The organism is Desulfovibrio diazotrophicus (assembly GCF_902498985.2).
Classification (GTDB): domain Bacteria; phylum Desulfobacterota; class Desulfovibrionia; order Desulfovibrionales; family Desulfovibrionaceae; genus Desulfovibrio; species Desulfovibrio legallii.
The window spans coordinates 328,074-350,725 of sequence record NZ_OX346397.1 but is presented as its reverse complement, the minus strand read 5'-3'; the positions used below and the strand labels follow the sequence as shown (position 1 = coordinate 350,725).

Genomic DNA, 22,652 nt, shown 5'->3' with positions numbered 1-22,652 from the left:
AGCAGCACCGGGCAGTTGCGCTGTCCACAGCCGGACTGGGCCGCTTGAAATTTTGAGAACAGAAATTCTCAAAAATAACCTGTTCTGAGCCCGGCCCGGCGGTTCTTCCCAAAGACGCTTGGGGAAAGCGGTTGCCCGTGCAGGATGAGCCGGTTTTCATAGTGTACCTCGCGAGGGCGTGCGGCAACAACGCGCGCCCTCGTATTTTGTGCCGTTGTACGGAGGCTTTCATCCCCATGAACCGGATTGCCGCCATTTTTCCCACTGCCGACGCTGTAACGCTGGGGCCGCTGGCCGCCCTGTTTGCCGACAATCCGCGCCTTCCCGTGCAGATGCTGGCCTTCTGCGCGGTCTTTCTTTACTTTTTTCTGTTCTGGCGAAAGCTGGGGCCCGCCCCGGCCAAGGGCGCCATCACCCCCCGCTCCTGCCCGCCTGTTGCCGGGCAGCTCTGCCGCGAAACGTCTGCGGACGCCTCCCCCCTTTCCCCCCTGGCTGTGGATTATCTGCGCAACGCCACCCGCATCAGCGGCCGTGGCCTGGCCGCCGCCTTTCTGGACCTGACCCTCAAGGGCCTGTGCGCCGTCCACAGGGCCGACACAGGCGGCTACGTTCTGGAACCGCGCCCCTTGCCGGAACGGACAGCGCAGGCTCTGGCCGACGAAGAACGCGCGGTCTACGACGCCCTGATCCGCCAGGCCGACGACGGCAGATTGGTCCTGCGCCCCTGCCAGGCTGGCCTGCGCGCCATAGCGGCCGCAGCACGTCACTGCCTGCAGCGTCGCTTTCCCGCCGCCTGGAGGCTCCAGACGCGGGCGGCGGTGGCGGGCTGGTTTGTGCTCTTGCCGCCGGCGCTCGTCGTCAGCGTGCTGGAGACGGATCTTGTGGGCCTGACGGCCGCGGCTGGGCTGCCGCCGGAAACCACGCCAGCCGCCGTCTGCGGCCTGTTCTGCACGGTCCTGGCCACGTCCCTGGCGATGGCTCCCAGGGGGACGGCCTGGCGTTGCCTCATCGGGCTGACGGCGGGCGGACTGCTCTGCGGCGGCCTGTGGGCGCTCCATGTGCAGGGATTTTTGCCCAGCGTGCAGTGGGTACTGCCCGCGCTTACGCTGCTTACGGCCCTGATCTTCACGGCCGCCCTCAAAACGCCCAGCCAGGCCGCGCGAACAGCCCTGGACGGCATTGAAGGCCTTGCCCTGTATCTCCGCGACGCCGGAAGCCCGGATAGGGAACGCACCGACCATACGGCCGGACTGGAGCCCCCGTCCGCCGCCTTCCGCCGCCTGCTGCCCTATGCCCTGGCCCTGGGGCTGGAAAAAGCCTGGTGTGACCGCTGTGCCGCCCCGCGGGACGTCGCCGCGCTGCAAGACGTGGCCGTGGACGCGGACCTGACCCGACGCGGCTGGGGACACTTTTTGCGCAGCTTCAGACAGGCAGTGGACGCGGCCATGGCCTCTCCCAGGCCCGCATCCCGGAAAAGTCTCCCCGGCCTTGCGGACAGCGACGCCTGACCAGCGTGGGCAGCGGCGCGTAATCCCTTTGCGCCACGGTATGTTAAGATAGCCGCACCCAAAAACAACCTGGATTTCGATAATACTATTTTAAAATTCAGCTAGAGCAGTTTACGAATGAAATGAGTTAATTGCTCTGCAAGGATTTTCTTGAAAATCCTTGCCACAAAATGCGAGAAGGCAGGCTTTTGCCTGCCGTAAGCGAGCATTTCAAGTGTTAAATACTCTAATTAAGACCTGGATTTTCCAACCCAATATAGTAATAAAATTTAGCCCGTGCCGTATGGAATTCCATCAAGGCCTGACTGGCGTCCGTTTCAGCCTGGGTCAGTTTCAATTGGGCGTCCAGCAGTTCTGTAATGGTGCCGGTGTTGGTCATATAGCGTTTGTTGGCCATGCCGTAACTCTCACGCGCGGCATCCACACCGATGCGGGTGGTAGCGATAAGCTCCTTGGCGGCCTGGATGTCCAGCAACGAGCGGATAACTTCGGTGCGTGCGGCGGACATGGCGTCCTCATAATCTTTTTGCAGTGACTGGGCTTTTTTGCGCTGGGCCAAGGTATCAAATGTGGTGCCGCCGCCGGAGAAAAATTCCCAAGAAAAGTTCAGGCCCGCAGACCAGTAATGCCGGTTGTAGTCGCCATAGCTGGCGTTGTCGTAGTCTTTGCTGACGCTCATATCCTCATAGGTGGCGTCCACGCGGGGCAAAAAACCGCCCATAGAGATATGCATGTCCTTATAGGCCACATCTACGGATTTTTGGGCCACGACCAAGTCCGGACGTTTGCGCAAGGCCGTGTCTATGGCGCGCTCTTCCGTATAGCCCACGGTGGAGGCAAAGTTTTTCAGGTCGCCTGCATAGCTTACGGGCGTGTCAGGGGGGAAGCCCAGATACTTGTTCAGCTGCACTTCAGAGTTGCGGATATCATTGCGCACGCGGATAATCTGCTGCTGCGCGCGGGAAAGCTCCACTTTATTCTGCAGCACATTGACATAGGGGGCCATGCCAACTTTGACAAAGGCTTCAGCGGCGTCCAGTTGTTTCTGGATGCGAGATAGGGCCTCCTTGGCGCTTTTCAGGTCTTCGCGCTGTTTCAGCAATTGTAAAAACTGCAACTGTACATTGCAGCCCAGTTCCAGGCGAGCTTGCATATGCCGGGCCTTTTCCACCTGGACGGAAAGGCTCGATTTTTCCAGATTGTTCAGGTGGGCAAAACCGGCAAACAGGGAAAGCGAGGCCCGAAAGCCCTTGTTCCAGTTGTAGCTGGAAAAGTCGCTGCTGCCGTAGTTGATCTGCTCCGGACTGATGTTTTCAATGCGGTTGGTGCCCGCCACCAGAGAAAGACGGGGCCAGAAATAGCTTTGCGCCACGCCCACGTTCATTTTGGCCTGTTCCAGAATAAGCTGCTTGGCCTCCACGCCGGGGTTGGCTTCCATAGCGTGGTCCACAGCCTGTTTCAAAGTAAAGGTGAGCGCATCGGCCTGGGCGGCGGTGCTCCACAGCCAGACGAAACAGAACAGCAGGGCGGCGTATCGCATATGCATGGCGGTTCCTTTTATAGCGTGGGTGCAAGAGAGTTGTGGCCGCTTATGGCGGATAAGACGCGCCCGGCAGACGCGGTGATCTGTCGGCAGCGCCCGCAACGGCCCGTTACAAAGGACGCCCCGGCGACCTGTTCACAGCAGACGCGGCGACCTGTGCGCTGCGGCGGGCCCTTGCTCCGGGGCCCTCAGCGGCGGCCGCCCGCGCGTTCCAGCTGCAGGCTGCGGCCGGCGGCCCGCAGCAGCAGCGCGCCGCCGGCCCGCGTCCAGGCTGCTTCGCCGCCAAAAAAGTCCAGCAGGGCTCCCGCGCCGCCATCCCTGGCGTTGCGGGCCTCGGCCTCGGCCACGCGGAACAGCAGCTTCTGCCCCGGCAGTTCCTGATAGGCGGCCGTCAGCCGCACGCCCGGCCCGGTAATTTCCACCGTGCCCCTGCCCTGGCCCGCGGGGTGAAAAAAACAGGCCGTAGCGGGCACGCCCGGCAGGGGCGGGGCCAGCCACACGCCCTTGCCCGCCACATCGACAAAGCGCTCTTCCGCCGGGGCGGCGGCGGAAGGGCCGCGCTCCGTGGCGCTGCGCAGGCGCTCCACGCGCAGGCCGCGCTTCAGTGGGCTTACCTCGGCCTCTACAAAAACGGGGGCGCTTTTGTTCAGGGCGTCCAGATCCTTGCCCGTTACCGGGGCAAAGGCCACGCCAGAGGCGCTGTCCGTCAGCACGGCCTGCCCGTTTCGAAATTCCAGGTTGCCCATAATGATAAACGGCGCGGGCGTATGGGGCTTTTTACGCAGGGTCAGACTTTGGGGCGGCAGGCCGGGCCTGCCCACAGATGTACCGTACAGGCTACCCCCGCCGCCTACGTTAAAGCACAGGGCCAAGCCGTGGTTGTTGCTCAGTTGCAGCAGCGCGCCGCCGGACGTTTGCGCCCAACGGCCCGTAAGGCACAGGGGGGGGCCGTTATCACCCTTGGGGCGGGTCTGGGTAAGGACGAAAAACTGGTTTTCCAGCAGGCGCAGCCGAACTTCCACCCCATGCCCCAGGCTGGCCGCATACAGGCTGCCGGGGGCAAGCACGGCATAGCTGGCCTGGGCGGTGGGGCTTTCTGCCCTGACGGCGGCGTCCGCCGGAGCAACGCCCGCCCACAGCCGTATTGCGTAGGCCCAGGCATCCGAGACAGGGCCCGACACCATGCTCTGCACGGGGCAAGGCGCGGGGGCCAGGCTCAGGGCCGCCCCCAGGCACACTGCGGTCAGCCGCCTGCCCACGCTTACTCCCTCAGAGCCCTGTCCCAGCTTTTGAGCAGGGGGTCGAGCATATACTGCAGCACCGTTTGCTGCTTAGTGGTAATAAAGACAGTGGCGGGCATGCCTGGGGTAAGGTAGGCATTTTCCTCCTTCAGGCTTTTGGGGTCCACCTCCACATAACACAGGTAGTAGGGCATAGTGCCGGAGGCCGTGCGGTCTTCCAGGCGGTCTGCCGAGATGTAGGTGACCTTGGCGCGGATGTGGGGCACCAGGCGCGCGTCAAAGGCGTCCAACTGCACCAGGGCGTCCTGCCCCAGAAAAACTTCGGTAATTTTGTTGACCGGCACGTGGGTTTCCACCACCAGGGGGTTGGCGTCGGGCACGATATCCATAAGGGGCTCGCCCGCGCGCACCACGCCACCCTTGGAATGCACCTTAAGGTCCACTACCCGGCCGGCCACGGGGGCGACCACCTTCAGACGTTTTTTAATATCTTTGAGGGGGCGGATGCGTTCTTCAGTCTGGATAATGTCGTTCTGCAGCTTGCCGCCTTCGCTGGTGGCTTGTTCCACAAAGCGATTTTTGGCGTCTTCGATGCGCAGGCGCAATTCCATGGAGCGCTGTTTGGCTTCAGCCACGGCCTGTTTTTTGCTGCCTAGACTGCCCTGGTGGGTGGCCAGCTCACGTTCCAGCTCCAGGATCTGAGATTTTTCCAGGTAGCGTTCACGAAAAAGCTGACGTTTGGCCTGCAGTTCTTCCTGCAGGGTAGCGATAATTTTGCCCTCGGCCGTGATTTGGTCTTCATAGCCGCCTATTTGGGCGACAATCTGAGCAATCTGGGCTTCCAGCAAGAATATTTGCCCGCGCAGGGCCTCCGTGCGGGCGACAAAGATTTTTTGTTCGCTGTCCAGCACGTCGGGGCACTGGGCCTGTTGAGCGCGGTCTATCAAGTCTTGAGGCCAGGCGAATTCGTTCCGCAGATTTTTTTCGACCGTGCTGCGATACAGGGCTGCCTGCTGGGCCACAAGCTGTTTCTGCAACATGCTGGCGGAGGCGTCCACCTGCACAGATTCCAGCACAATCAGCGCTTGACCTTCAGCCACGTTGTCGCCTTCGCGCACCAAGATGGCATCCACAATGCCGCCTTCCAGGTGCTGGACAGTTTTGCGCTCACTTTCCACCTTAATTTTGCCGGGGGCCACCACTGCGCCGCTGATGTGCCCAAAGGCGGCCCACAGGCCCAGCACGCCGAAAAACAGGCCCACTATCAGCAGGCCCTGACGAATGATATGGTTAGGCGATTCTATGTTTTCGTCATTCTCTTTGCTAAGGACACTGGCAATAGGGCGGATGGCGGTGGTTTCGATCACTGACAGGGCTTTATGTACAAGTTTATGCATGGCCAGCCTCCGTAACGATGACGGGGGCGTCGTCTTCCCCTGTTGCTTGTTGCTGCGCTTGCCGTTCCAGTTCTTCCTGCCGCAGTTTTGCCTGGCGAGCCGCCTGTTCGCGGCGCATTTCCTCCATTTTGCGCAGCACGGCGTCGCGGCCGCCGCAGAGCGCTATCTGGCCTTCCTGCATGACGGCAATATTGTCCACGGCGGCAAGGATATTGGGCTTGTGGGTGACGATAATGACGGTAGAGCCCAGGCTCTTGAGATTTTGGATGGCCCGCACCAGGCAGGCTTCGCCTTCTTCGTCCAGGTTCGAATTGGGCTCATCCAGGACGACGATTTTGGGGTCGCCGTAAAGGGCGCGGGCCAGGCCTATGCGCTGGCGCTGTCCGCCGGAAAGGGCAGCCCCGTGGTCGCCTATCTGCGTGTCATAGCCTTTGGGCAGGGCCAGCACCATGTGGTGCACGCCGGCCATTTGTGCGGCGCGGATAACTTTTTGCGAATCCACCTCGCCCATGCGGGCGATGTTTTCAGCCACAGATCCGGCAAACAGCTCCACATCCTGGGGCAGATACCCGATATGGGGGCCGAGCTTTTCCGAATCCCAAGAACGGATGTCCGCGCGGTCGATGCGGGCCTTACCCGCATCGGGCGTCCAGATATTAAGCAACAACTTGCACAGAGTGGATTTGCCCGCCGCGCTGGGGCCGATAATGGCCAAGGACTGGCCCGCGGGCAGGCGGAAGGAAACATTACGGATGATGGGCCGCCCGCCGGCAGCAAAAAAAAGATTTTCAGCCGCCAGTTCTCCCTTGGGGGCGGGCAGATCCATGGAGGGCAGGTCTGGCGGGGCGGCAAGCATGCGGTCCAGGCGTTTGTAGGCGGCCCAGGCTTCCAGCGATTGCCGGTAGGTGGCCATGGCCTGATCTATGGGGGCCAGGGCGCGGCCCATAATAATGGAAGCGGCGATCATAATGCCGGCGGTGGATTCGTGCATAACCGTAAGGTACGCGCCCACGGCATAGATGGTCACCTGCAGGCCCACGCGCAGGGCTTTGCTTACGGCATGCACCAAGCCTGCGGCACGGCTGGCGTAGGTTTGCAGGCGTATGGTCACGTCGTTGAGCTTGCGCCAGCGGGTGCTGATGTTGCCCACCATGCCCATAGAACGCACAATGCTGGCGTTGCGCATGGCCGCGCCGGTAAAGCTGCCGGCGTGGGCGTTGATCTGGTTGGCGGCTTCCAGACGTTTGCGGGTCAGGCGTTCCGTCACTGCGCCAAGAATGAACACCAGCGCACCGCCAGCCACGGCCACCACGCCCAGCGAGGTGTGCAGAATAAAGATGAACAGAAAATAGACGGGCATCCAGGGCAGGTCAAAAAAGGCAAAAACCGCATTACCCCCCAGAAAGTTGCGCAAAAGCTGCACATCACGCAAAGAGCCTTTGGCCTCCTGCCGTATGCCGCCCGCCGGGGCGGCCGCATCCAGCAGATTGCGGCGCAGCACCGTTTCGCCCAGCAGGTGATCAAACTCGATGCCCGCGCGCACCAAAAGCCGCGAGCGTATCCATTCCAGCAGGGCCATAACCACCAGACAGATGACTGCCGCCACGGTGATGACCGCCAAAGTGGAAAGGTTAAAGCTGGTCAGCACCTTGTCATACACCTGCAGCATGTAGATGGAAAACGTCAACTGCAGGATATTGATGAAAAAGCTGAAAAAAAAGGCGTAACCAAAAAACTGCCGACACGCGCGCAAAAATTTTTGCATAAACGTCTTCCCGGTTGGGCGCGCCGCCGGAAACGCCCCGCGCCTTCCCTCAGGCGCGGGCACCGGGCAGGCCGCAAATATGTCGCCCCATATACTACCGGACTTGTGGATTGTCCATAGCACAGCGCACAAACAGGAAGAGGTCGACGAGCCTGAAGCTCTCGACCTAAAAAAGCTGCGAACAATGCACAATCAGTATACGCCCATTGCAGGGGCACGGCGGCCACAACGACAGAGGGATGTGTGTGACCATCAAAAGCAGCAAACCGGGAAGACGTTTTTTATTGTTCCGTAGACCTCCACTGCACCAAAAGCAGCAACAAAACATCTTTGAGTTCAGCTAAGTACATATTATACATAAAAATAATATATACATACTTTTCTAATCTTCTTGTCGCGTTTGGGTACACTTTACAGAAACAAAAATGCTGCTAAGATATGTGGAGAAAAGTTGATAAAAATGCTGTTAATAGAATGATTGATAAATAGCCATTGTGCAAATTGCAGAAAACTTAAAATCAATTTTGTATCATTGGCTATAGATACATATGAATGTAAACGGGATTTATAAGCATGAATATAGGATATATACGGGTCAGCACGCTTGATCAGCACATGGACAGACAATTGGAAGGAGTACTGCTGGATAGAATATATAAGGATGCTATAAGCGGTAAAGACATAAATAGACCTGAACTCCAGAGATGTCTTGCAGAACTCAAAGAAGGTGATACACTGCATGTACACAGTATAGATAGACTTACTAGGAATCTAAGCGATTTATTACATTTATTGGAAGAGATGTCTGAAAAAAATATTTCAGTAGTTTTCCATAAGGAAAAGCTCGTTTTTTCGCATGAGGCATCGCCATTTCAAAAATTACACCTACAAATTATTGGCGCTGTTGCGGAATTTGAAAGAGCATTTATTCGTGAACGACAACGGGAAGGCATTGCCATTGCCAAGGCAAAGGGTAAATATAAAGGGCGTAAAGCCTCGCTCAGCGACAAACAATTGAAAGAGATTGTGCAGCGCCTGACGCATAAGGAGCGGGTGTCGCACCTGGCTCACGAATACGGAATTTCGCGGCAGACTATATATAGAAGTCTGCGCAATCGCGTGCCAGAGTGGACAAATTCTGGCGGTCAGAACGACAAACAGTAACGTGGCAGCTGAAAGCAACGCTCTTCAGGCGATAGCGAGGGCGGAAGTTTTATCCGCTGTTCCTATTGAAAGATATTGACAATGGCGAAGCAACCGGGCTATCACATACCTGTCGTTTCTTGGTGTCACGCTGGGGTGTACTCTATCGCAACGTGGGTCCAAGACCAACGGCTGGGTGAACCTGTCGGGCGGGCGCTCCTTGCCATACGGAGAAGGACGTCGGCGGGCTGGTCCGTAGGGCTAATGGCAGCGGCACAACGCGTTGCTACTGCGAGTTCAGACCCGCCAGCCCGACAGGTAGACTTGCGTGGCGCAGCGGATGTGGGCGGAAAATCCGACAAAAACGCCTCGCAAGTGGTGGCGACTCCGGGGTCATGGGAAGGAAGGTGTTTACTGTCCACCGGCCCTTGAGAAGTTGGCTTTGAGGATGTCCCAAGAGTGCATGCCGACTTGCGGCAATGCGACAACAGCGTGCTGCGGCATGCCCAAATTTTTATCCTGCGGAGGATACAATGGCTGATCCGAAATGGTTTGATGAAGACGCTTATCTTGCCAACAAGCTGGTGCAACTCCAGACTATTGAACCCGAAAAGGGCTGAACGCCTGACCTGCTGCAGGCGGAGCTGGCCAAATACAGCGCCACGCCCTACCAGCACTTTGTGGCCCAGGGCAACAGCGAAAATATCAGCCCCAACAGCTACTTCAACGTGGCGGAGTACCTCAAGGCCAAGGCCGACCAGATGAACGCCATGAACGATGGGCAAGGTTATGAGGGCAAAACGGACTGGACCGAAGCCGCCGTGCAGGCCGAGATGGCCAAATACGGCGTAAGCGCGTGGGACCACTACAACCAGGTGGGCCAGTACGAGGGCGTAAACCCCTCCAACGCTCTGGATACCAGCGCTTATTTTGAAGACAAGGCCGAGCTGCTCAACGCGGCCAAGTGGGAAGGCCGCACCGACTGGACCGCCGCCGACATCCAAGCCATTTTCAAGGCCGCCGGTTGCAGCCCCCTCACCGACCCCGACCAGAACCTTGCCAGCATCCCCGCCGTGCCGGCGGAAGAGCAGGTGAGCACCAACTACAACCCCTATACGCCTTCCACCCCCGGCACCCCCGGCGAAACCTATGAGCTGACCACCGCGGTGGATACCATCACCGGCACGGTCAATGACGACACCTTCAACGGTGTGGCCTCCAGCCTGACCAAGGAAGCCACCCTCAACGCCGGCGACCAGCTCGACGGCGCGGCCGGCAACGACACGCTGAACGTGACCATGAACAGCAACTTCACCGGCTTTACCGGCGACGGCAAGCTGGTCAATGTGGAAAGCGTCAACCTGACCAACGCGGGCACCCTGGCCCGCACCTTTAACGCCGCCAACATCAGCGGCGTGGAAACCTACACCCTTAATGCAGAAACCGCCGCCATCAACCTGTCCAATCTGGCTGCCGCCGGCATTACCGTCAATGTAAAGGACCAGGCTTCCGGCGCCACCACCATTGGCTTTACCACCGATGCGGTGAAAGGCACGAGCGACGCCCTGACTCTGGGCCTGAAAGACGTGGGCACCGTTGGGGAAGGCAGCGCCGCCGACAAATATGTTACGCCCACGGTAACCGGCATTGAAAACCTGACGGTCAAGGCCACGGGCCAAAACCTTGTGGATCTTTCCGGCGTGGCCGATGCCAAGTCCATTACGGTAACCGGCGCGGGCACGCTGGACGTGAATGCTGTGGGCAGCAAGGTCACCAGCTTTGACGCCTCTGCCGCCACCGGCGCTGTGGAAGCCGACCTCGACAGTTCCGCCGCTCTCACCGCCGTCAAGGGCGGCGCGGGCGACGACGCTTTTGCGGTCGCCAAACTGGCCGCCAACGCCACCCTGGAAGGCGGCGCGGGTGACGACACCCTGGTGCTGAAAAACATGTCCGGCACGCTGCAGCCCACCATGTCCGGTTTTGAAACCGTGCAGATTAACGGCACTAACGGCGACACCCTGACCCTTTCCGCCAAAAACGTGCAGGACCTCACCGGCCTGGAACTGACTGGCGTGAGCACTGTCACCCTGGCCAACCTGGACGCCACGGACTTTACCGTCACCGGTCTGGGCACCGGCGACGCCACCACCACCAAGGCCACCCTTACCCTCGCCTCTGCCGTCAACAACCTGACCATCAATACGGAAGCCGATGAGGACAAGGTCGAGGCCAAAACCGCTGAAGCCGTTACACTGAACGTCACCGCCTCTGCCGAAGCCGCTTCTGCCACCATCAACGTGGGCGAGTACACCGCTACCAGCGGCACGCTTACCCTCAGCAAGCTCAGCGGCGACCTGCAGGTGAATGTGGCTTCCGGCCTTGACAAAGACGGGAAAGAAACGACCAAATTTGACGGCACGGTGAGCGCCGATACTGCCACGTCCCTGACCGTGGACGCGGACGGCACGCTGGGTGATACTACTACTACTGCTGCTGCCGCCTTCAACGTGGCCAAGGCTAGTTCCGTAACTGTGGACGCCGCCAACGGCGGAGCTGCCAAGATTCGGGCCGCTGCAGCCAAGGACGTGAACATCACCGCCGGCGCGGCTATGGACTTGGCAGGCAGCGACTTCGCCAAGGCGGAAACCGTGACCCTGACCCAGAACGCTGGCGCGCTGATCGGCGACGTTGCCTTTAACGCCATCAACACCCTGACCGTTTCCGGCGAGGGCACGGCGGAAGGCAAAGCATCTGCCATCACCGTGGATCAACTCGGCAGCGACGCCCACGGCTATGACATCAACGTCACGGCCACCGGCCTGGCGGGCGGCTTCACCTTCGGCGCAGTCAAAGCCGGCGAAGGCGACGTGACCCTGGACCTGACCGAGGTTACCGGCAATGTGAATAATACCACCACTGTGGGCGGCAACAACATCACCGTCAACGCCGCGCAGTTGGGCACCACCAAGCTGGGTGATATCACCGCCACGGGCGATGTGACTATTGACGGCATGGGCATCCGTGGCGGCTCAGCTGCGATTGATGCTCTTCACCTTGGCGACATCTCCATTGCAAAGGATCACAGCGCCACCATCAGCTTCGACGGCAGCAGCGATGTGACGATCGGCAAGATCACCGGCACCGGCACCGGCACCGGCACCTCCGTCACCCTGGACGCCAGCGGCTACCTTGGGGCGATCAGCGGCTCCCACAACGACGCTGTTGACGCCACCATCGGCGCCATCACAGCCGAAACCGTGACCATCAAGGGCTCGGAAATCGCGGCCAACAACTTCACCACAAGCGCCATCACGGCGGACAACCTGACCTTCACCGGCGGATTGGGCAAGGATACGGTGGACCTGACGGGCCTGACGGATGCTACCGGCACCACCACCACCATGAACTTGTCCATCGACACTGGCGTTGGCAATGATGATGATGTGACCATTACGGCCACGGGTGCTACCCACATGACCGGCACCATCGCCAATGCCGAGACGGTCACCATCATAGCCGCCACCGATGCGGCTCTTGACATGACCGGCCTGACCATTACAGGCAACGCTGTCGCCAATACCAACATCACCGGCAGCTCTAAGGTTGATACTCTGGTGGCGGCTGTTGGCGGCGGCACCATCGAGGGCAAAGCGGGCGACGACAACATCACCCTGGGCGCTGGTGTGGATAAGGTAAAAGTGGGGCCTGAAACCGCTAATGGTGTGGATATCATCCAAAGCTTTACGTCTGGAACGGACAAATTGGAATTCTCTGGCACTAATGGGGCTGCAATCTTCACTCAGGCTGCAGTTAACGTAAGCACCGCAACAACTCTTGACGCAGCTAAGAATCTTGCTGCTGCTGGTGATGGTGGAACTGCCTCTATCATTACGTGGTTCCAGTTTGAGGGCAATACATATGTAGTTGCAGACTCGACTAATGGTAGCACCTATACGGAGGCCACCGATGCCACGGTAAAATTGGTCGGCCTGATTGACCTTTCAAGCTGCACGGCTGCTGACTTCACCGCCTAACCCTTAACCTGACCAAACCTCCAAAGGTATGCGGCCCGCCGTGCAAGCAGCGGCGGGCCGCATAGGGCCTTAACCGCCCCGCCCGGCTCTGGGGCCTGCGTTTTTCAGGGCGGGCGGTCTTTTTTGCCATCTGGGGAAGGCTTACACGCCTGCAACAGACCAGTATTCCTCCTCTTTTTAGCAGCACAGCGCCGTATAGCAACGCGCGGAGCAACACTGATAACCACGCCATTTTTTTTGAGAGAGAGGCTATGGCTGATCCTGCCTGGTTTGCTGCGGACGTCTGCCTCGCCAACAAGCTGGCGCAGCTCCAGGCGATTGAGCCCGAAAAAGGCTGAACGCCCGAACTGCCGCACTCCGTCCGGCCTGACCTCGCCGCCGCGCAGCCCCACAGTACAAGGATTTTTCAATGCCCGATTCGCAATCCGCCTCCGCTTCCGACGATTTCTCGGCTTTGTTCACCGCAACGGGATACCTGCTGCCCCCTCGGCGGCTAGCGCACAGCCACTGGATGAGCCATGTGCCCTTTGCCTTCTGGCTTATGGAGGCCCTGCGGCCGCGCCTGCTGGTAGAGCTGGGCACCTACACGGGCGTTTCGTTCGGCGCTTTTTGTCAGCAGGTAGACCGCCTGGGCCTGGAAACCAACTGCTACGCCGTGGATACCTGGCAGGGCGACGACAACATGGGCCACTACGGCGATGCCGTGTTCAACGACATCACCGCCTATCTGCAGCGCACCTACCCTTCCTTTGCCTACTGCGTGCGCGCGCCCTTTGACGATGCGCTGGAGCTGTTCCAGGACGGCAGTGTGGATTTGATCCATATTGACGGATACCACAGCCGCGAAGCCATGCTGCACGATTTTGAAGCATGGTTGCCCAAGGTTTCTCCCGGCGGCGTCATCCTCATGCACGATATCAATGCACGCATCCCAGGCTACGGCGGGGTGCGCGCCTGGGAGGAAATCGCCGGACGCTTCCCCTGCTTTGCTTTTGCCCACGGCTACGGCCTGGGCGTAGTGCTGCCGGGCAAAAACCCGCCGCAACGCCTGCGCCTGCTGGTGGAAGGGGGCAGGGACGAAGCCAGGGCGGCCTATGTGCGCGGGCATTTCAGCCGCCTGGGCGCGCTGTATGAAAACATTCTGGAACGCCAACGCGCCCTGGAGGCTGCCCAGGAAAGCCTGAAAAAAAGTGAAATGCACCTTGTGGCTGCGCTGCAAGACCAGGAGAAACTGCGGATGGATCACACTATCGCCATACGCAGCTACAGTGAAAGCAAATCTTGGAAACTGACCAGACCGCTGCGAGCGATTGCAAATTACTTCAGACAACTGATAAAATAACTTCCATAGAGAATTTCCGCCTTAAAATTACTATGACGATTGTGTGAGTAAAGGTCAACTACGCAGGTGTAAGCGCAATTTATTTGCGCTGTTAAACACAGAAGTGAGTGTAGTAAAATTATTGAGAATCTATATTCTCAAAGTTAACAGCCATAGAGCAGTTAACAAATGAAATGAGTTCACTGCTCTGCAAGGATTTTCTTGAAAATCCTTGCCACGAAATGCGAGAAGGCAGGCTTTTGCCTGCCGTAAGCGAGCATTTCAAGTGTTAAACGCTCTAGTGGGAAGGCCGTAATGCTTGTTTTTACCTCCTGCACCTGCAATTACATCCCCAAGGCGCGCGTTCTGGCCGCCTCGCTCAAATCCTTTCATCCCGATTGGGAGTTTTGTCTTCTGCTGGGGGAAGCCCCACCCGAAGGTTTTGACCTGGAGCGAGAACCCTTTGACCGCCTACTGACCTTTGACCAACTGCCCATTCCCGAATACCGCGCATGGCTGTTCCGCCACCGGGTTGTGGAAATCTGCACAGCAGCCAAAGGTCCGGCTATGGACTACTTTATTTCCGTGGAAAGGCAGGACAAAGTCATGTACCTGGACCCGGACATCATGGTGCTGCACTCTCTTGCCCCCCTTGAAACAGCCCTGGACCAGCACGACATATTGCTGACCCCCCACCAGCTTGCCCCGCAGCAAACACCGCGGGCCGTCATTGATAATGAAATCTGCTCGCTGAAACACGGCGTCTACAACCTGGGCTTTGCGGCCGTGGCCAATCGGGGCCAAGGTCCGGCCTTTTGCCGCTGGTGGCGCGACAGGCTCTATGACTATTGCTATGACGATATCCCCAACGGCATTTTTACGGACCAGCGCTGGTGTGACCTGGCCCCGGCCTTTTTTCCCCGCCTGCATATCGTCCGCGACCCAGGCTGCAACGCGGCTTCCTGGAACCTGACGGATAGGACCATCACCCGCCGCGCGGACGGCGTTTTTATGGCCAACGATACGCCGCTGCGCTTTTACCACTTTACCGGCTACGACTCCGGCGCGGGCAAAACCATGACGTCCATCTATGGCGCGGACATGCCGGCCATTACGGAACTGTGGGATCTCTACGCCCAACGCCTGGAGGCCAGCGGACACGCGGCGATGAAGGATCTGCGTTGGCAAGGCATGTTTTTCAGCGATGGAACGCCCATTACGGATGCCATGCGGCTGTATTACCGCAACAATATCTCCATACAGGAACGCTTCCCCGATCCGTTCCAAGCAGGTTGTCGGGACGAATGCTATCTGACTTTTTACAAAAAAACTTTTTCAGGGCGACCACAGGCTTTTTTTTATAAAAATATCCACCGCATTTCCAAGGGCTGTGCGCTCACAAAAATCTATGTGCGCACCCACGGCGGCTTACGCCGGGCCGGGCCCCAGGCCATAGCCAAACTGTACGCCGCCTTCAGGGCCCACGGGCTCAAGGGCATTATCCATAAGATTTGCATCTTTAACAACAAAGTAGAGGAAAGACAGGCCGTGGCGCTGCCCTGCTTGGCCGATATCAGCAAGGGTGATCCCACGCGCCGCGCCGCCTTGCGTCGTCCACTGGCGGCAGCCTTCAATGGCCGTAAGGCCGTTTGCATCATTGACCACATGTACGGCGGCGGCGCGAACAGCTACAGGCAAAAACGCATCGCAGAGCTGCGCGCCGATGGTTACAGCGTGCTGCTGCTTACCTGGGATTTTTATCAACGCCGTTGTGTAGCCACAGCCTACCCCACTCCAGCCGCGCGGGCAGGCTATCCCCTTGAATTTCAAACGAACAATCTTGAGGATATCCTGGCCTGTGACTTTCTGCGCTTTGATAAAATCATCCTTAATGAACTTGTGCTGTGGTCACGCGCTGTGGACGGCTTGCAGCAAAATAGTTTCATCGCCCTGCCGGAGCTGCTGGAGTGCATTTGTCGCCTGGCCGCAAGGGATAACGCCGCCCTGGAAGTGCTCATTCACGATTTTTACGCCATCTGTCCCTCTTATTGCCTGCTGGATGCGGCCGGGCGCTATTGCGGCGTTTCGGCAGATGCGACCCGTTGCGCGGCCTGCCTGCATAGATCCGAGTTCGATATCCCGGCCAACTTTGACATAACCCAATGGCGCGCGGCTTGGGCGCGCTGCCTGGAAACGGCATCGACCGTGCGCGTGTTTTCCCAATCATCGCTGGATATTCTTTGTAAAATCTACCCCATTACGCCCGACAAGGTTGCACTTACGCCGCACGCGCCCCTGACACTGTGGCGTGGAGGCTACGCCGTGCCGCAGCATGCGCCCATGCGCGTCGCCGTGGTGGGCGAAATAGGCCGGCACAAAGGCGCGAACATCGTTGCCCAACTGGCGGGGATGCTTCGGGCAGACCAGTCGCTCGTCGTTATCGGTTCTCTTGAAGATACCGTCCTGCCCTTAAAAAACGTGACAGTACATGGGCCCTACCGTAGAGAAGAGCTGCCTCAGCTGTTCAAAAAATATGGCGTCACCGTAGGCCTTGTTCCCTCCGTCTGGCCGGAAACATTCTGCTATGTGGTGCAGGAGTGCATGCAGCTGGGCCTGCCTCTGGTGGCCTTTAACCTAGGGGCCCAGGGCGAACGTGTGGGGAAATGGGAACACGGCCTACTGGCGGATGAAATCTCTGCCGCCGGAGCCTACAAGGCGTTGTTGGCCCTGGACGCCCGACGCATGGTGGCCCGCCACCCCGAACCCATGCAGGAGGCAGGGACGGCATGACGGCGCTGCAAGCCCTGAATCCTTTCCTTTTGCTTGCCGTCGCCCGCCGTCATTGCGCTCTGCTCTGCCAGCTTACCCAGCGGCAAATGGCCGCGCGCTATCGCGGCTCTACTCTCGGCTACCTGTGGATGCTTTCGCACCCTCTGCTGATGCTGACCATTTATACTTTTGTATTCGGCGTCGTATTCAAGTCCCGCTGGGGAACAGACCCCAACGACAGCACCGGCGATTTTGCGGTGGTTATGTTTTGCGGCATGGCCGTTTTTAATATTTTTTCAGAAACCGTAAACGGTTGTACTCAATGCGTCATCACCAACGCAAATTTAGTAAAAAAAGTTATTTTTCCGTTGGAAATCTTGCCGCTGGCGCAGCTCTTGTCCACCACGGTTCTCAGCCTGTCCTGGTTCGTCTTGCTGCTGGCTGGCGCGCTGGCGCTGGGGATGCGGCTTACCTGGACCATATTGCTGTTCCCCGCGCTATTGCTGCCGCTTATGCTGTTTTCGCTTGGTTTGGGCTACTTTGTCGCCGCCACCACAGTTTACCTGCGTGATATGCCCCACTTTACGGCCATTGCCACACAGGTGCTTTTTTTTATGACGCCCATTTTCTACCGCATAGATATGGTGCCGGAACGCCTGCGTTTTATCCTGCTGTGTAATCCTCTGACCCCCATGGTAGACCAAATCCGGGCGGTGTTGCTTTTCGGTCGCCCACCCGACTGGCAAACCTGCGCCCTGCTTTGGCTGGTTTCGTGGTTTGTCTGTCACCTGGGCTTGCTCTGGTTTTTAAAAACAAAAAAAGGCTTTGCCGATGTGCTCTGATACCCCTGCCATCCGCATTGACCATATTTCCAAATATTTTGAAATCTACGCCAAGCCGCGGCACAGGCTGTTGCAAATGCTCTGCCGAGGACGACGCAAATTTTTTAAGGAATATTGGGCGCTGCGCGACGTAAGTTTTACGGTCTCTCCAGGCGAATGCGTGGGCATTGTGGGCCGCAACGGAGCCGGCAAAAGCACGCTGCTGCAGATTATTGCAGGTACCCTGACCCCGACCTCCGGCAGCGTATGCGTTGCCGGCCGCATGGCAGCCCTGCTGGAATTGGGCAGTGGCTTTAATCCTGAATTTACCGGGCGGGAAAACGTCTTGCTCAATGCCGCCATACTTGGCCTGACCAAACAGGAAATCGCCGCACGCTTTGACGACATCGTCGCTTTTGCCGACATTGGCGATTTTATTGAACAACCTGTTAAAATGTATTCCAGCGGCATGACCTTGCGCCTGGCTTTTGCAGTCATCGCCCATGTGGACGCTGATGTTCTGATTATCGACGAGGCCCTAGCCGTGGGCGACGCTTTTTTTACGCAAAAATGCATGCGTTTTCTGCGCAGCTTTATGCAGGAGAAAACTGTCATTTTCGTCAGCCACGACGCCAACGCCGTCTGCAGCCTCTGTACCCGCGCCATCTTTCTGCAAAATGGCGGCATTGCCCTGGACGGCTCGCCTGGCGACGTTACACGGAAATACCTTGAAGAAATATATGAAGAACGGCAGGGGGAAGTGCACCGGATCCCGCAAAAAGCAGCCCATATGGGCGCAAGTTTCTCCGACCTGGAATACCGGGATATGCGCGCAGACCTGTTCAATGCCAGCAACCTGCGCAACGACATAGAAGTATTTCGCTTTAACCCAGCCTCCCCGGCCTTTGGCACGGGTGGCGCAGCCATAAACCAAGTCTGGCTGGCGGACGCACAGAACCGCCCCCTGCACTGGGTCGTGGGGGGAGAGCGCGTTCGGCTGCATGTGGCCTGCACAGCCCGGCAACCAATCGAAAAACCAATAGTTGGATTCCTGGTCTGCAACAAATTTGGCCAGCAGCTTTTTGGCGACAATACCTATCTGGCCTGCCAAAATACGCCCGTATCCCTGCAAACCGGAGAATCTTTCCACGCTGCATTTGCCTTCCGCATGCCCATTCTGGCTCCAGCAGAATACTGCGTGACCGTAGCCGTGGCTGAAGGTACACCACAAGATCACGTACAGCACCAATGGATGCACGAGGCGCTTATTTTCGTTTCTCGCTCCTCAAGCTGTGCTAGCGGGCTGGTAGGAATCCCCATGCTGGAAATAACCCTACGCAAAGGGGGCGACCACAAAAATGCTAACGCAACCTGCTCGTGCGATTAAGCGCTGTGGTAAGCATCTTATTCCGTTTTTTGAAAATGTAGAACCTCAAAGGGATGCTAGTCTGGACTGGATAAGAGCCGCAGCAGCTTTTTTTGTTGTCCTTATTCATGTGTGTTCAAAGCAGTTTTACACATTCACCGCAAGTTGGAATATCTGTATTCTTTATGAATCATCAGCACGCATGTCTGTAGCTCTATTTGCTATAATTACTGGATATCTACTACTTAACAACAAAAATGAATATCCATATATTTTTTTACGCCGCAGGCTGACAAAAATTCTTATTCCCTTCTTTATTGTCATGTTCATATATTACATGCAATCTGATGATACAGCATCTATTTTTTTAGTAAAACTGCTACGTAATGAAGTCGATTTTCATTTATGGTATGTGTATGTAATTTCTGGAATATATTTCTTTATTCCATTTTTAAATTCTTTATTCCTAACTACAGAAAATAAATATATAAAAAATTATTTTATAATGTTATGGTTCTCTGGAAGTATTATTTTTCAGTTCTATATCGCACTATCTGGAAAAAATAACGATCCATTTGGCATTTTTAACTTTTTTTGTTTTACTGGTTATGTTGTGTTTGGTGGTGCATTACGCAATGAATCATTACAACAAAAACTCAGCAAAAACAGCTTAGTATATCTATGCGGATATTTTGCATCCAGCCTGCTGATTTGTGCCTTAACAAAAATCTATTCAAAATATTTGGGAAAACCGTCAGAGCTTTTCTTTGAGCACTTTTCGATATTTGTATTTGTACAATCTATGATGTTTTTTTTATTTATAAAAAGTTCACAACCTAAAACAAATCCTTACATTGTGGTCCTTTCCAAACTTTCATACAATATATATTTAATACACGTACTTATTCTCAATTTTATCTACAAAAATATGGCGATAGAAAACTACCAACTCATAGCAATACCAGCTATAACACTACTCGTTTATATTTTGTCTGCTATCGTTTCAATTCCACTTTACCAAGCTGGAATCCTTATTACCCGTTTTCTTCCCTGGACACGATAACGCTACGGTATATGTCATAATTCGGCCTTACCTCTCCCTAAAAAAATTTCTAGAGCATTTAACACGTAAAGTGTTCGCTTAAGGCAAAAAAACTCCTGCCTACTCGCATTTTATGGCAAAAATTTTCAGAAAAATCCTTGCAGAGCAGTTAACTCATTTCATTTGTAAACGGTTTTAGTCAGTGGGGAGTGTCTTGCACACGCCACGCAGCACGCGGGCCTTGCAGACGAGTTCAGGCCGGTATTCAAAGTGCATAAGGTCGTACTCGTGCCATTTGCCGCCCCAGATAAAGCCCGCGTCCTCAAAGGCCGCCACAATGGCCGAGGGGTAGCCCTTCTGCAGGGGATGGGGCCGCAGGGGGCTCCAGCGCCAGTAGGTGGCTATGCCGGGGCTGATGTCCAGGGCAATGCCGAAGGCGTGCGGGCTCAGACGGCTGGTGCCGGCAATGCGCCGCCAGGTGAAGCCGCCGTCCATCTTGAGCAGGGGGCGCAGGGCGGGCGTTTGCCGCACCGCCAGGGCAAGGCGCGCGTCCACGTCCCGCAGGGCCCTGGCCGCAGGCGCGGCCAGTTGCAGCCCTTGCCCCAGAAAACGCGCGGCCTGCAGCCCGGCGCGCACGGCCGCTTGATTTTCGCCGTACAACGCGCGCAAGAGAGCGTAGGAACGCCGCCGCCCCGGCGAGACGCCCAGGGGCGTTTCCGGCCTGTCCGGCTCCAACGGGTAGGGCTCGGCCATACTGCTGCGCACGTCCACATCCCAAAGGGCGTCGGCGTCGGGATCCGCCAGCGCCAGCCCCAAAGCGGCCGCGTCGGCCGCCAGAGGCGCGGCGTAAAGCACGCGCCGGCCGTCCTTCAGCAGCAGCCAGCGGCCCTCCGCGTCGTCGGCAAAGCCTTTTATCTGCGGATACGCCATACGCAGACAGTAAAGGTCCAGACGGGCCACGGCCGCGTCGTCCAGCTGATCCAGGACGGCGGCCTCCTCGGAGCGGGCGGCAGCCGCATCCTCCAGGGGTGCGGCCCGCGTAACCTGCGGCAGCGCCCCACACAGCACCAACACGATGAAGAAAAAATAACGCGCCATGCGGACAAGCCTACGCGCCGCCGCCTTGTCAAGGCAAGCGCTTTTGCGTACACCTGCGCCATGTCCCCCTGGAAATTCTTTCTTGTCACCTTCGGCTGCAAGGTCAACCAATACGAAACCGAAGCCCTGCGCGAGGCTTGGCAGCGCCTGGGCGGCGAGGAATGCGACGACCCGGCCCAGGCTGCGGTAATCTGCGTCAACAGTTGCGCCATCACCGCCAAAGGCGAGCGAGACGCCCGCAACGCCGTCTACCGCCTGCGGCGCACGGCCCCACAGGCGCGTCTGATCCTCACGGGTTGCGCCGCGCGCCTGTTCGCGGACTATAAGCCCCGCCCCGGCGCTTTCTGGGCCGCACCGGACCTGCTGCTGCCGCAGGAACACAAAAGCCTGCTCCTGCAGGGCCCCTGGCCCGCCCCTGACGCGCCCGCTGCGACGGCCCTTTTCCCCGACAAGCCGGGCGGCAGGCCCCCCGCCGCAGTTCCGCACGCAACTCCGGACGCCGCCTTTCCGCCCTTCAGCATTGCGCGCTTCAAGCGTGCCCGCCCCGTGCTCAAGGTGCAGGACGGCTGCGCCCACCGCTGTACCTACTGCATCGTGCCCTTGACCCGCGGCCGCCCGCGCAGCCGCCCTGTGGCGGACATTGTGGCCGAAGCCCACCGCCTGCTGGCGGCCGGACACGCGGAAATCATGCTTTCGGGCATTAACCTGGCCCAGTACGGGCGTGATGCGGCTACCGGGGACTTTTGGAGTTTGCTGACCACCCTGGACGCTGCCCTGGCCCCGGAGTATGCGGGGCGGGCGCGCCTGCGCATCAGTTCTCTGGAGCCGGGCCAGCTGGACCAACGCGGGCTGGACGCCCTGTGCTCCTGCCGTCTGCTCTGCCCGCAGTTGCACATTTCGCTGCAGCACGCCAGCCAAAGCGTGCTCAAACGCATGGGGCGCGGCCATTACACCGCCGCCATGCTGTCCCACGCCGTGGAGGCGCTGGCCCGGCACTGGCCGCGCATGGGCCTGGGGGCGGACATCATTGCGGGCTTTCCCGGTGAAACGGAAGCGGACGTGCGCCTGCTGGAAGATTTTTTGACGGCCCTGCCCCTCACCTATGCCCACATCTTTCCCTATTCACGACGGCCGGGTACGGCGGCAGACCGCTTTGCCGACCAGCTGCCCCACAAGGAAAAGCTGGAACGCGCCGCACGCCTGCGCGCTCTGGCGGCCCGCAAACAGCAGGCTTTTCTGCAAGCCCAGCTGACCCTGCCCCGCATGCTTCTGGCCCCGGACGCCCGCCAAAGCGGCCCGCCCGCCGGGCAAAAAGGCGGTCTGATCCACGGCGTCAACGAATACTACGCCGCCTGCCGCCTGCGCCCAGCACCGGCAACCGCCACAGCACAAGAAAAAAGCCACGATACCAACGGGCTTTTGCCCGTCCGCCCCGTGGCTGTGCTGGAAAAAGAACTGTTGGTGGAAGTGCTGCCTGCGGGCTCCGCGTCCTGACGCGCCCGCATATTACAACAGTTCACGGCCCCCAGAGTCTGACGTCAAAGTGCGCGGCAATCCCTCAAGGATTGCCGCGCACTTCCGCCCATATGGCAGCGTTTACTTCT

Annotated in this window: 14 protein-coding genes; 9 read left to right on the top strand and 5 right to left on the bottom strand. The window is 58.0% G+C overall.

All coding sequences use genetic code 11. The annotated features are described in order from the left end of the window. The first annotated feature begins 236 nt into the window (after window positions 1-236). A complete protein-coding gene (locus J7I12_RS01515) occupies window positions 237-1,508 on the top strand; it encodes a DUF2207 family protein (protein ID WP_302548556.1) in 1,272 nt (423 codons plus the stop codon). Between the two features lie 226 nt (window positions 1,509-1,734). Here J7I12_RS01515 and J7I12_RS01510 read toward each other — a convergent pair whose 3' ends face one another. The 4 genes from J7I12_RS01510 to J7I12_RS01495 all read right to left on the bottom strand — a co-directional run bounded on the left by J7I12_RS01510 (window position 1,735) and on the right by J7I12_RS01495 (window position 7,454). Continuing rightward, entirely contained in the window at window positions 1,735-3,054 is a 1,320-nt protein-coding gene (locus J7I12_RS01510; protein ID WP_302413434.1) for a TolC family protein, read from the bottom strand. A gap of 185 nt (window positions 3,055-3,239) precedes the next feature. Continuing rightward, window positions 3,240-4,310 carry a hypothetical protein gene (locus J7I12_RS01505; RefSeq protein WP_302413435.1) on the bottom strand — a complete coding sequence of 357 codons (1,071 nt, stop codon included), beginning with the start codon at window positions 4,308-4,310 and terminating at the stop codon, window positions 3,240-3,242. Between the two features lie 2 nt (window positions 4,311-4,312). Further along, a complete protein-coding gene (locus tag J7I12_RS01500; RefSeq protein ID WP_302413436.1) occupies window positions 4,313-5,689 on the bottom strand; it encodes an HlyD family type I secretion periplasmic adaptor subunit in 1,377 nt (458 codons plus the stop codon). Continuing rightward, window positions 5,682-7,454 (bottom strand): type I secretion system permease/ATPase, encoded by a 1,773-nt coding sequence (locus J7I12_RS01495; protein WP_464246950.1) that lies wholly within the window; start codon window positions 7,452-7,454, stop codon window positions 5,682-5,684. Before J7I12_RS01495 ends, J7I12_RS01500 begins: the two co-directional genes overlap by 8 nt. A gap of 573 nt (window positions 7,455-8,027) precedes the next feature. On the opposite strand from J7I12_RS01495, the gene J7I12_RS01490 reads away from it, so the two are divergent. The 7 genes from J7I12_RS01490 to J7I12_RS01460 all read left to right on the top strand — a co-directional run bounded on the left by J7I12_RS01490 (window position 8,028) and on the right by J7I12_RS01460 (window position 19,971). Continuing rightward, entirely contained in the window at window positions 8,028-8,618 is a 591-nt protein-coding gene (locus tag J7I12_RS01490) for a recombinase family protein (RefSeq protein ID WP_498793905.1), read from the top strand. Between the two features lie 659 nt (window positions 8,619-9,277). Continuing rightward, window positions 9,278-12,631: a beta strand repeat-containing protein gene (locus J7I12_RS01485; protein ID WP_498793904.1), complete on the top strand. Its 3,354-nt coding sequence runs from the start codon at window positions 9,278-9,280 to the stop codon at window positions 12,629-12,631. A 409-nt stretch (window positions 12,632-13,040) separates the two neighbouring features. Beyond that, the gene (locus J7I12_RS01480) at window positions 13,041-13,973 is read left to right on the top strand and encodes a class I SAM-dependent methyltransferase (RefSeq protein ID WP_498793902.1); all 933 of its coding nucleotides are present in this window, start codon (window positions 13,041-13,043) and stop codon (window positions 13,971-13,973) included. A 294-nt stretch (window positions 13,974-14,267) separates the two neighbouring features. Further along, window positions 14,268-16,742, top strand: a complete 2,475-nt coding sequence (locus tag J7I12_RS01475) for a glycosyltransferase (protein ID WP_483203573.1) — start codon at window positions 14,268-14,270, stop codon at window positions 16,740-16,742. Window positions 16,743-16,828: 86 nt separating this feature from the next. After that, entirely contained in the window at window positions 16,829-17,563 is a 735-nt protein-coding gene (locus tag J7I12_RS01470; protein WP_498793900.1) for an ABC transporter permease, read from the top strand. Next, complete coding sequence (locus J7I12_RS01465) at window positions 17,553-18,929, top strand: ABC transporter ATP-binding protein (protein ID WP_303193128.1); 1,377 nt, start codon at window positions 17,553-17,555, stop codon at window positions 18,927-18,929. The genes J7I12_RS01470 and J7I12_RS01465 overlap by 11 nt, the downstream gene beginning before the upstream one ends. After that, entirely contained in the window at window positions 18,901-19,971 is a 1,071-nt protein-coding gene (locus J7I12_RS01460) for an acyltransferase (protein WP_303193129.1), read from the top strand. Before J7I12_RS01465 ends, J7I12_RS01460 begins: the two co-directional genes overlap by 29 nt. Window positions 19,972-20,145: 174 nt before the next feature. Here J7I12_RS01460 and J7I12_RS01455 read toward each other — a convergent pair whose 3' ends face one another. Continuing rightward, on the bottom strand, window positions 20,146-21,048 hold the full coding sequence (locus J7I12_RS01455) for a M15 family metallopeptidase (RefSeq protein WP_302413590.1): 903 nt from the start codon (window positions 21,046-21,048) through the stop codon (window positions 20,146-20,148). 60 nt (window positions 21,049-21,108) lie between these two features. Here J7I12_RS01455 and J7I12_RS01450 point away from each other — a divergent pair, with 60 nt between their 5' ends. Then, window positions 21,109-22,542, top strand: a complete 1,434-nt coding sequence (locus J7I12_RS01450) for a radical SAM protein (protein ID WP_464246945.1) — start codon at window positions 21,109-21,111, stop codon at window positions 22,540-22,542. Window positions 22,543-22,652: the final 110 nt, after the last annotated feature.

Coding starts and splice junctions, on each gene's coding strand:
- J7I12_RS01515 (WP_302548556.1), top strand. CDS start 237: ATGAACCGGATTGCCGCCATTTTTCCCACTGCCGACGCTGTAACGCTG.
- J7I12_RS01510 (WP_302413434.1), bottom strand. CDS start 3,054: ATGCATATGCGATACGCCGCCCTGCTGTTCTGTTTCGTCTGGCTGTGG.
- J7I12_RS01500 (WP_302413436.1), bottom strand. CDS start 5,689: ATGCATAAACTTGTACATAAAGCCCTGTCAGTGATCGAAACCACCGCC.
- J7I12_RS01495 (WP_464246950.1), bottom strand. CDS start 7,454: ATGCAAAAATTTTTGCGCGCGTGTCGGCAGTTTTTTGGTTACGCCTTT.
- J7I12_RS01490 (WP_498793905.1), top strand. CDS start 8,028: ATGAATATAGGATATATACGGGTCAGCACGCTTGATCAGCACATGGAC.
- J7I12_RS01480 (WP_498793902.1), top strand. CDS start 13,041: ATGCCCGATTCGCAATCCGCCTCCGCTTCCGACGATTTCTCGGCTTTG.
- J7I12_RS01475 (WP_483203573.1), top strand. CDS start 14,268: ATGCTTGTTTTTACCTCCTGCACCTGCAATTACATCCCCAAGGCGCGC.
- J7I12_RS01470 (WP_498793900.1), top strand. CDS start 16,829: ATGGCCGCGCGCTATCGCGGCTCTACTCTCGGCTACCTGTGGATGCTT.
- J7I12_RS01465 (WP_303193128.1), top strand. CDS start 17,553: ATGTGCTCTGATACCCCTGCCATCCGCATTGACCATATTTCCAAATAT.
- J7I12_RS01460 (WP_303193129.1), top strand. CDS start 18,901: ATGCTAACGCAACCTGCTCGTGCGATTAAGCGCTGTGGTAAGCATCTT.
- J7I12_RS01455 (WP_302413590.1), bottom strand. CDS start 21,048: ATGGCGCGTTATTTTTTCTTCATCGTGTTGGTGCTGTGTGGGGCGCTG.
- J7I12_RS01450 (WP_464246945.1), top strand. CDS start 21,109: ATGTCCCCCTGGAAATTCTTTCTTGTCACCTTCGGCTGCAAGGTCAAC.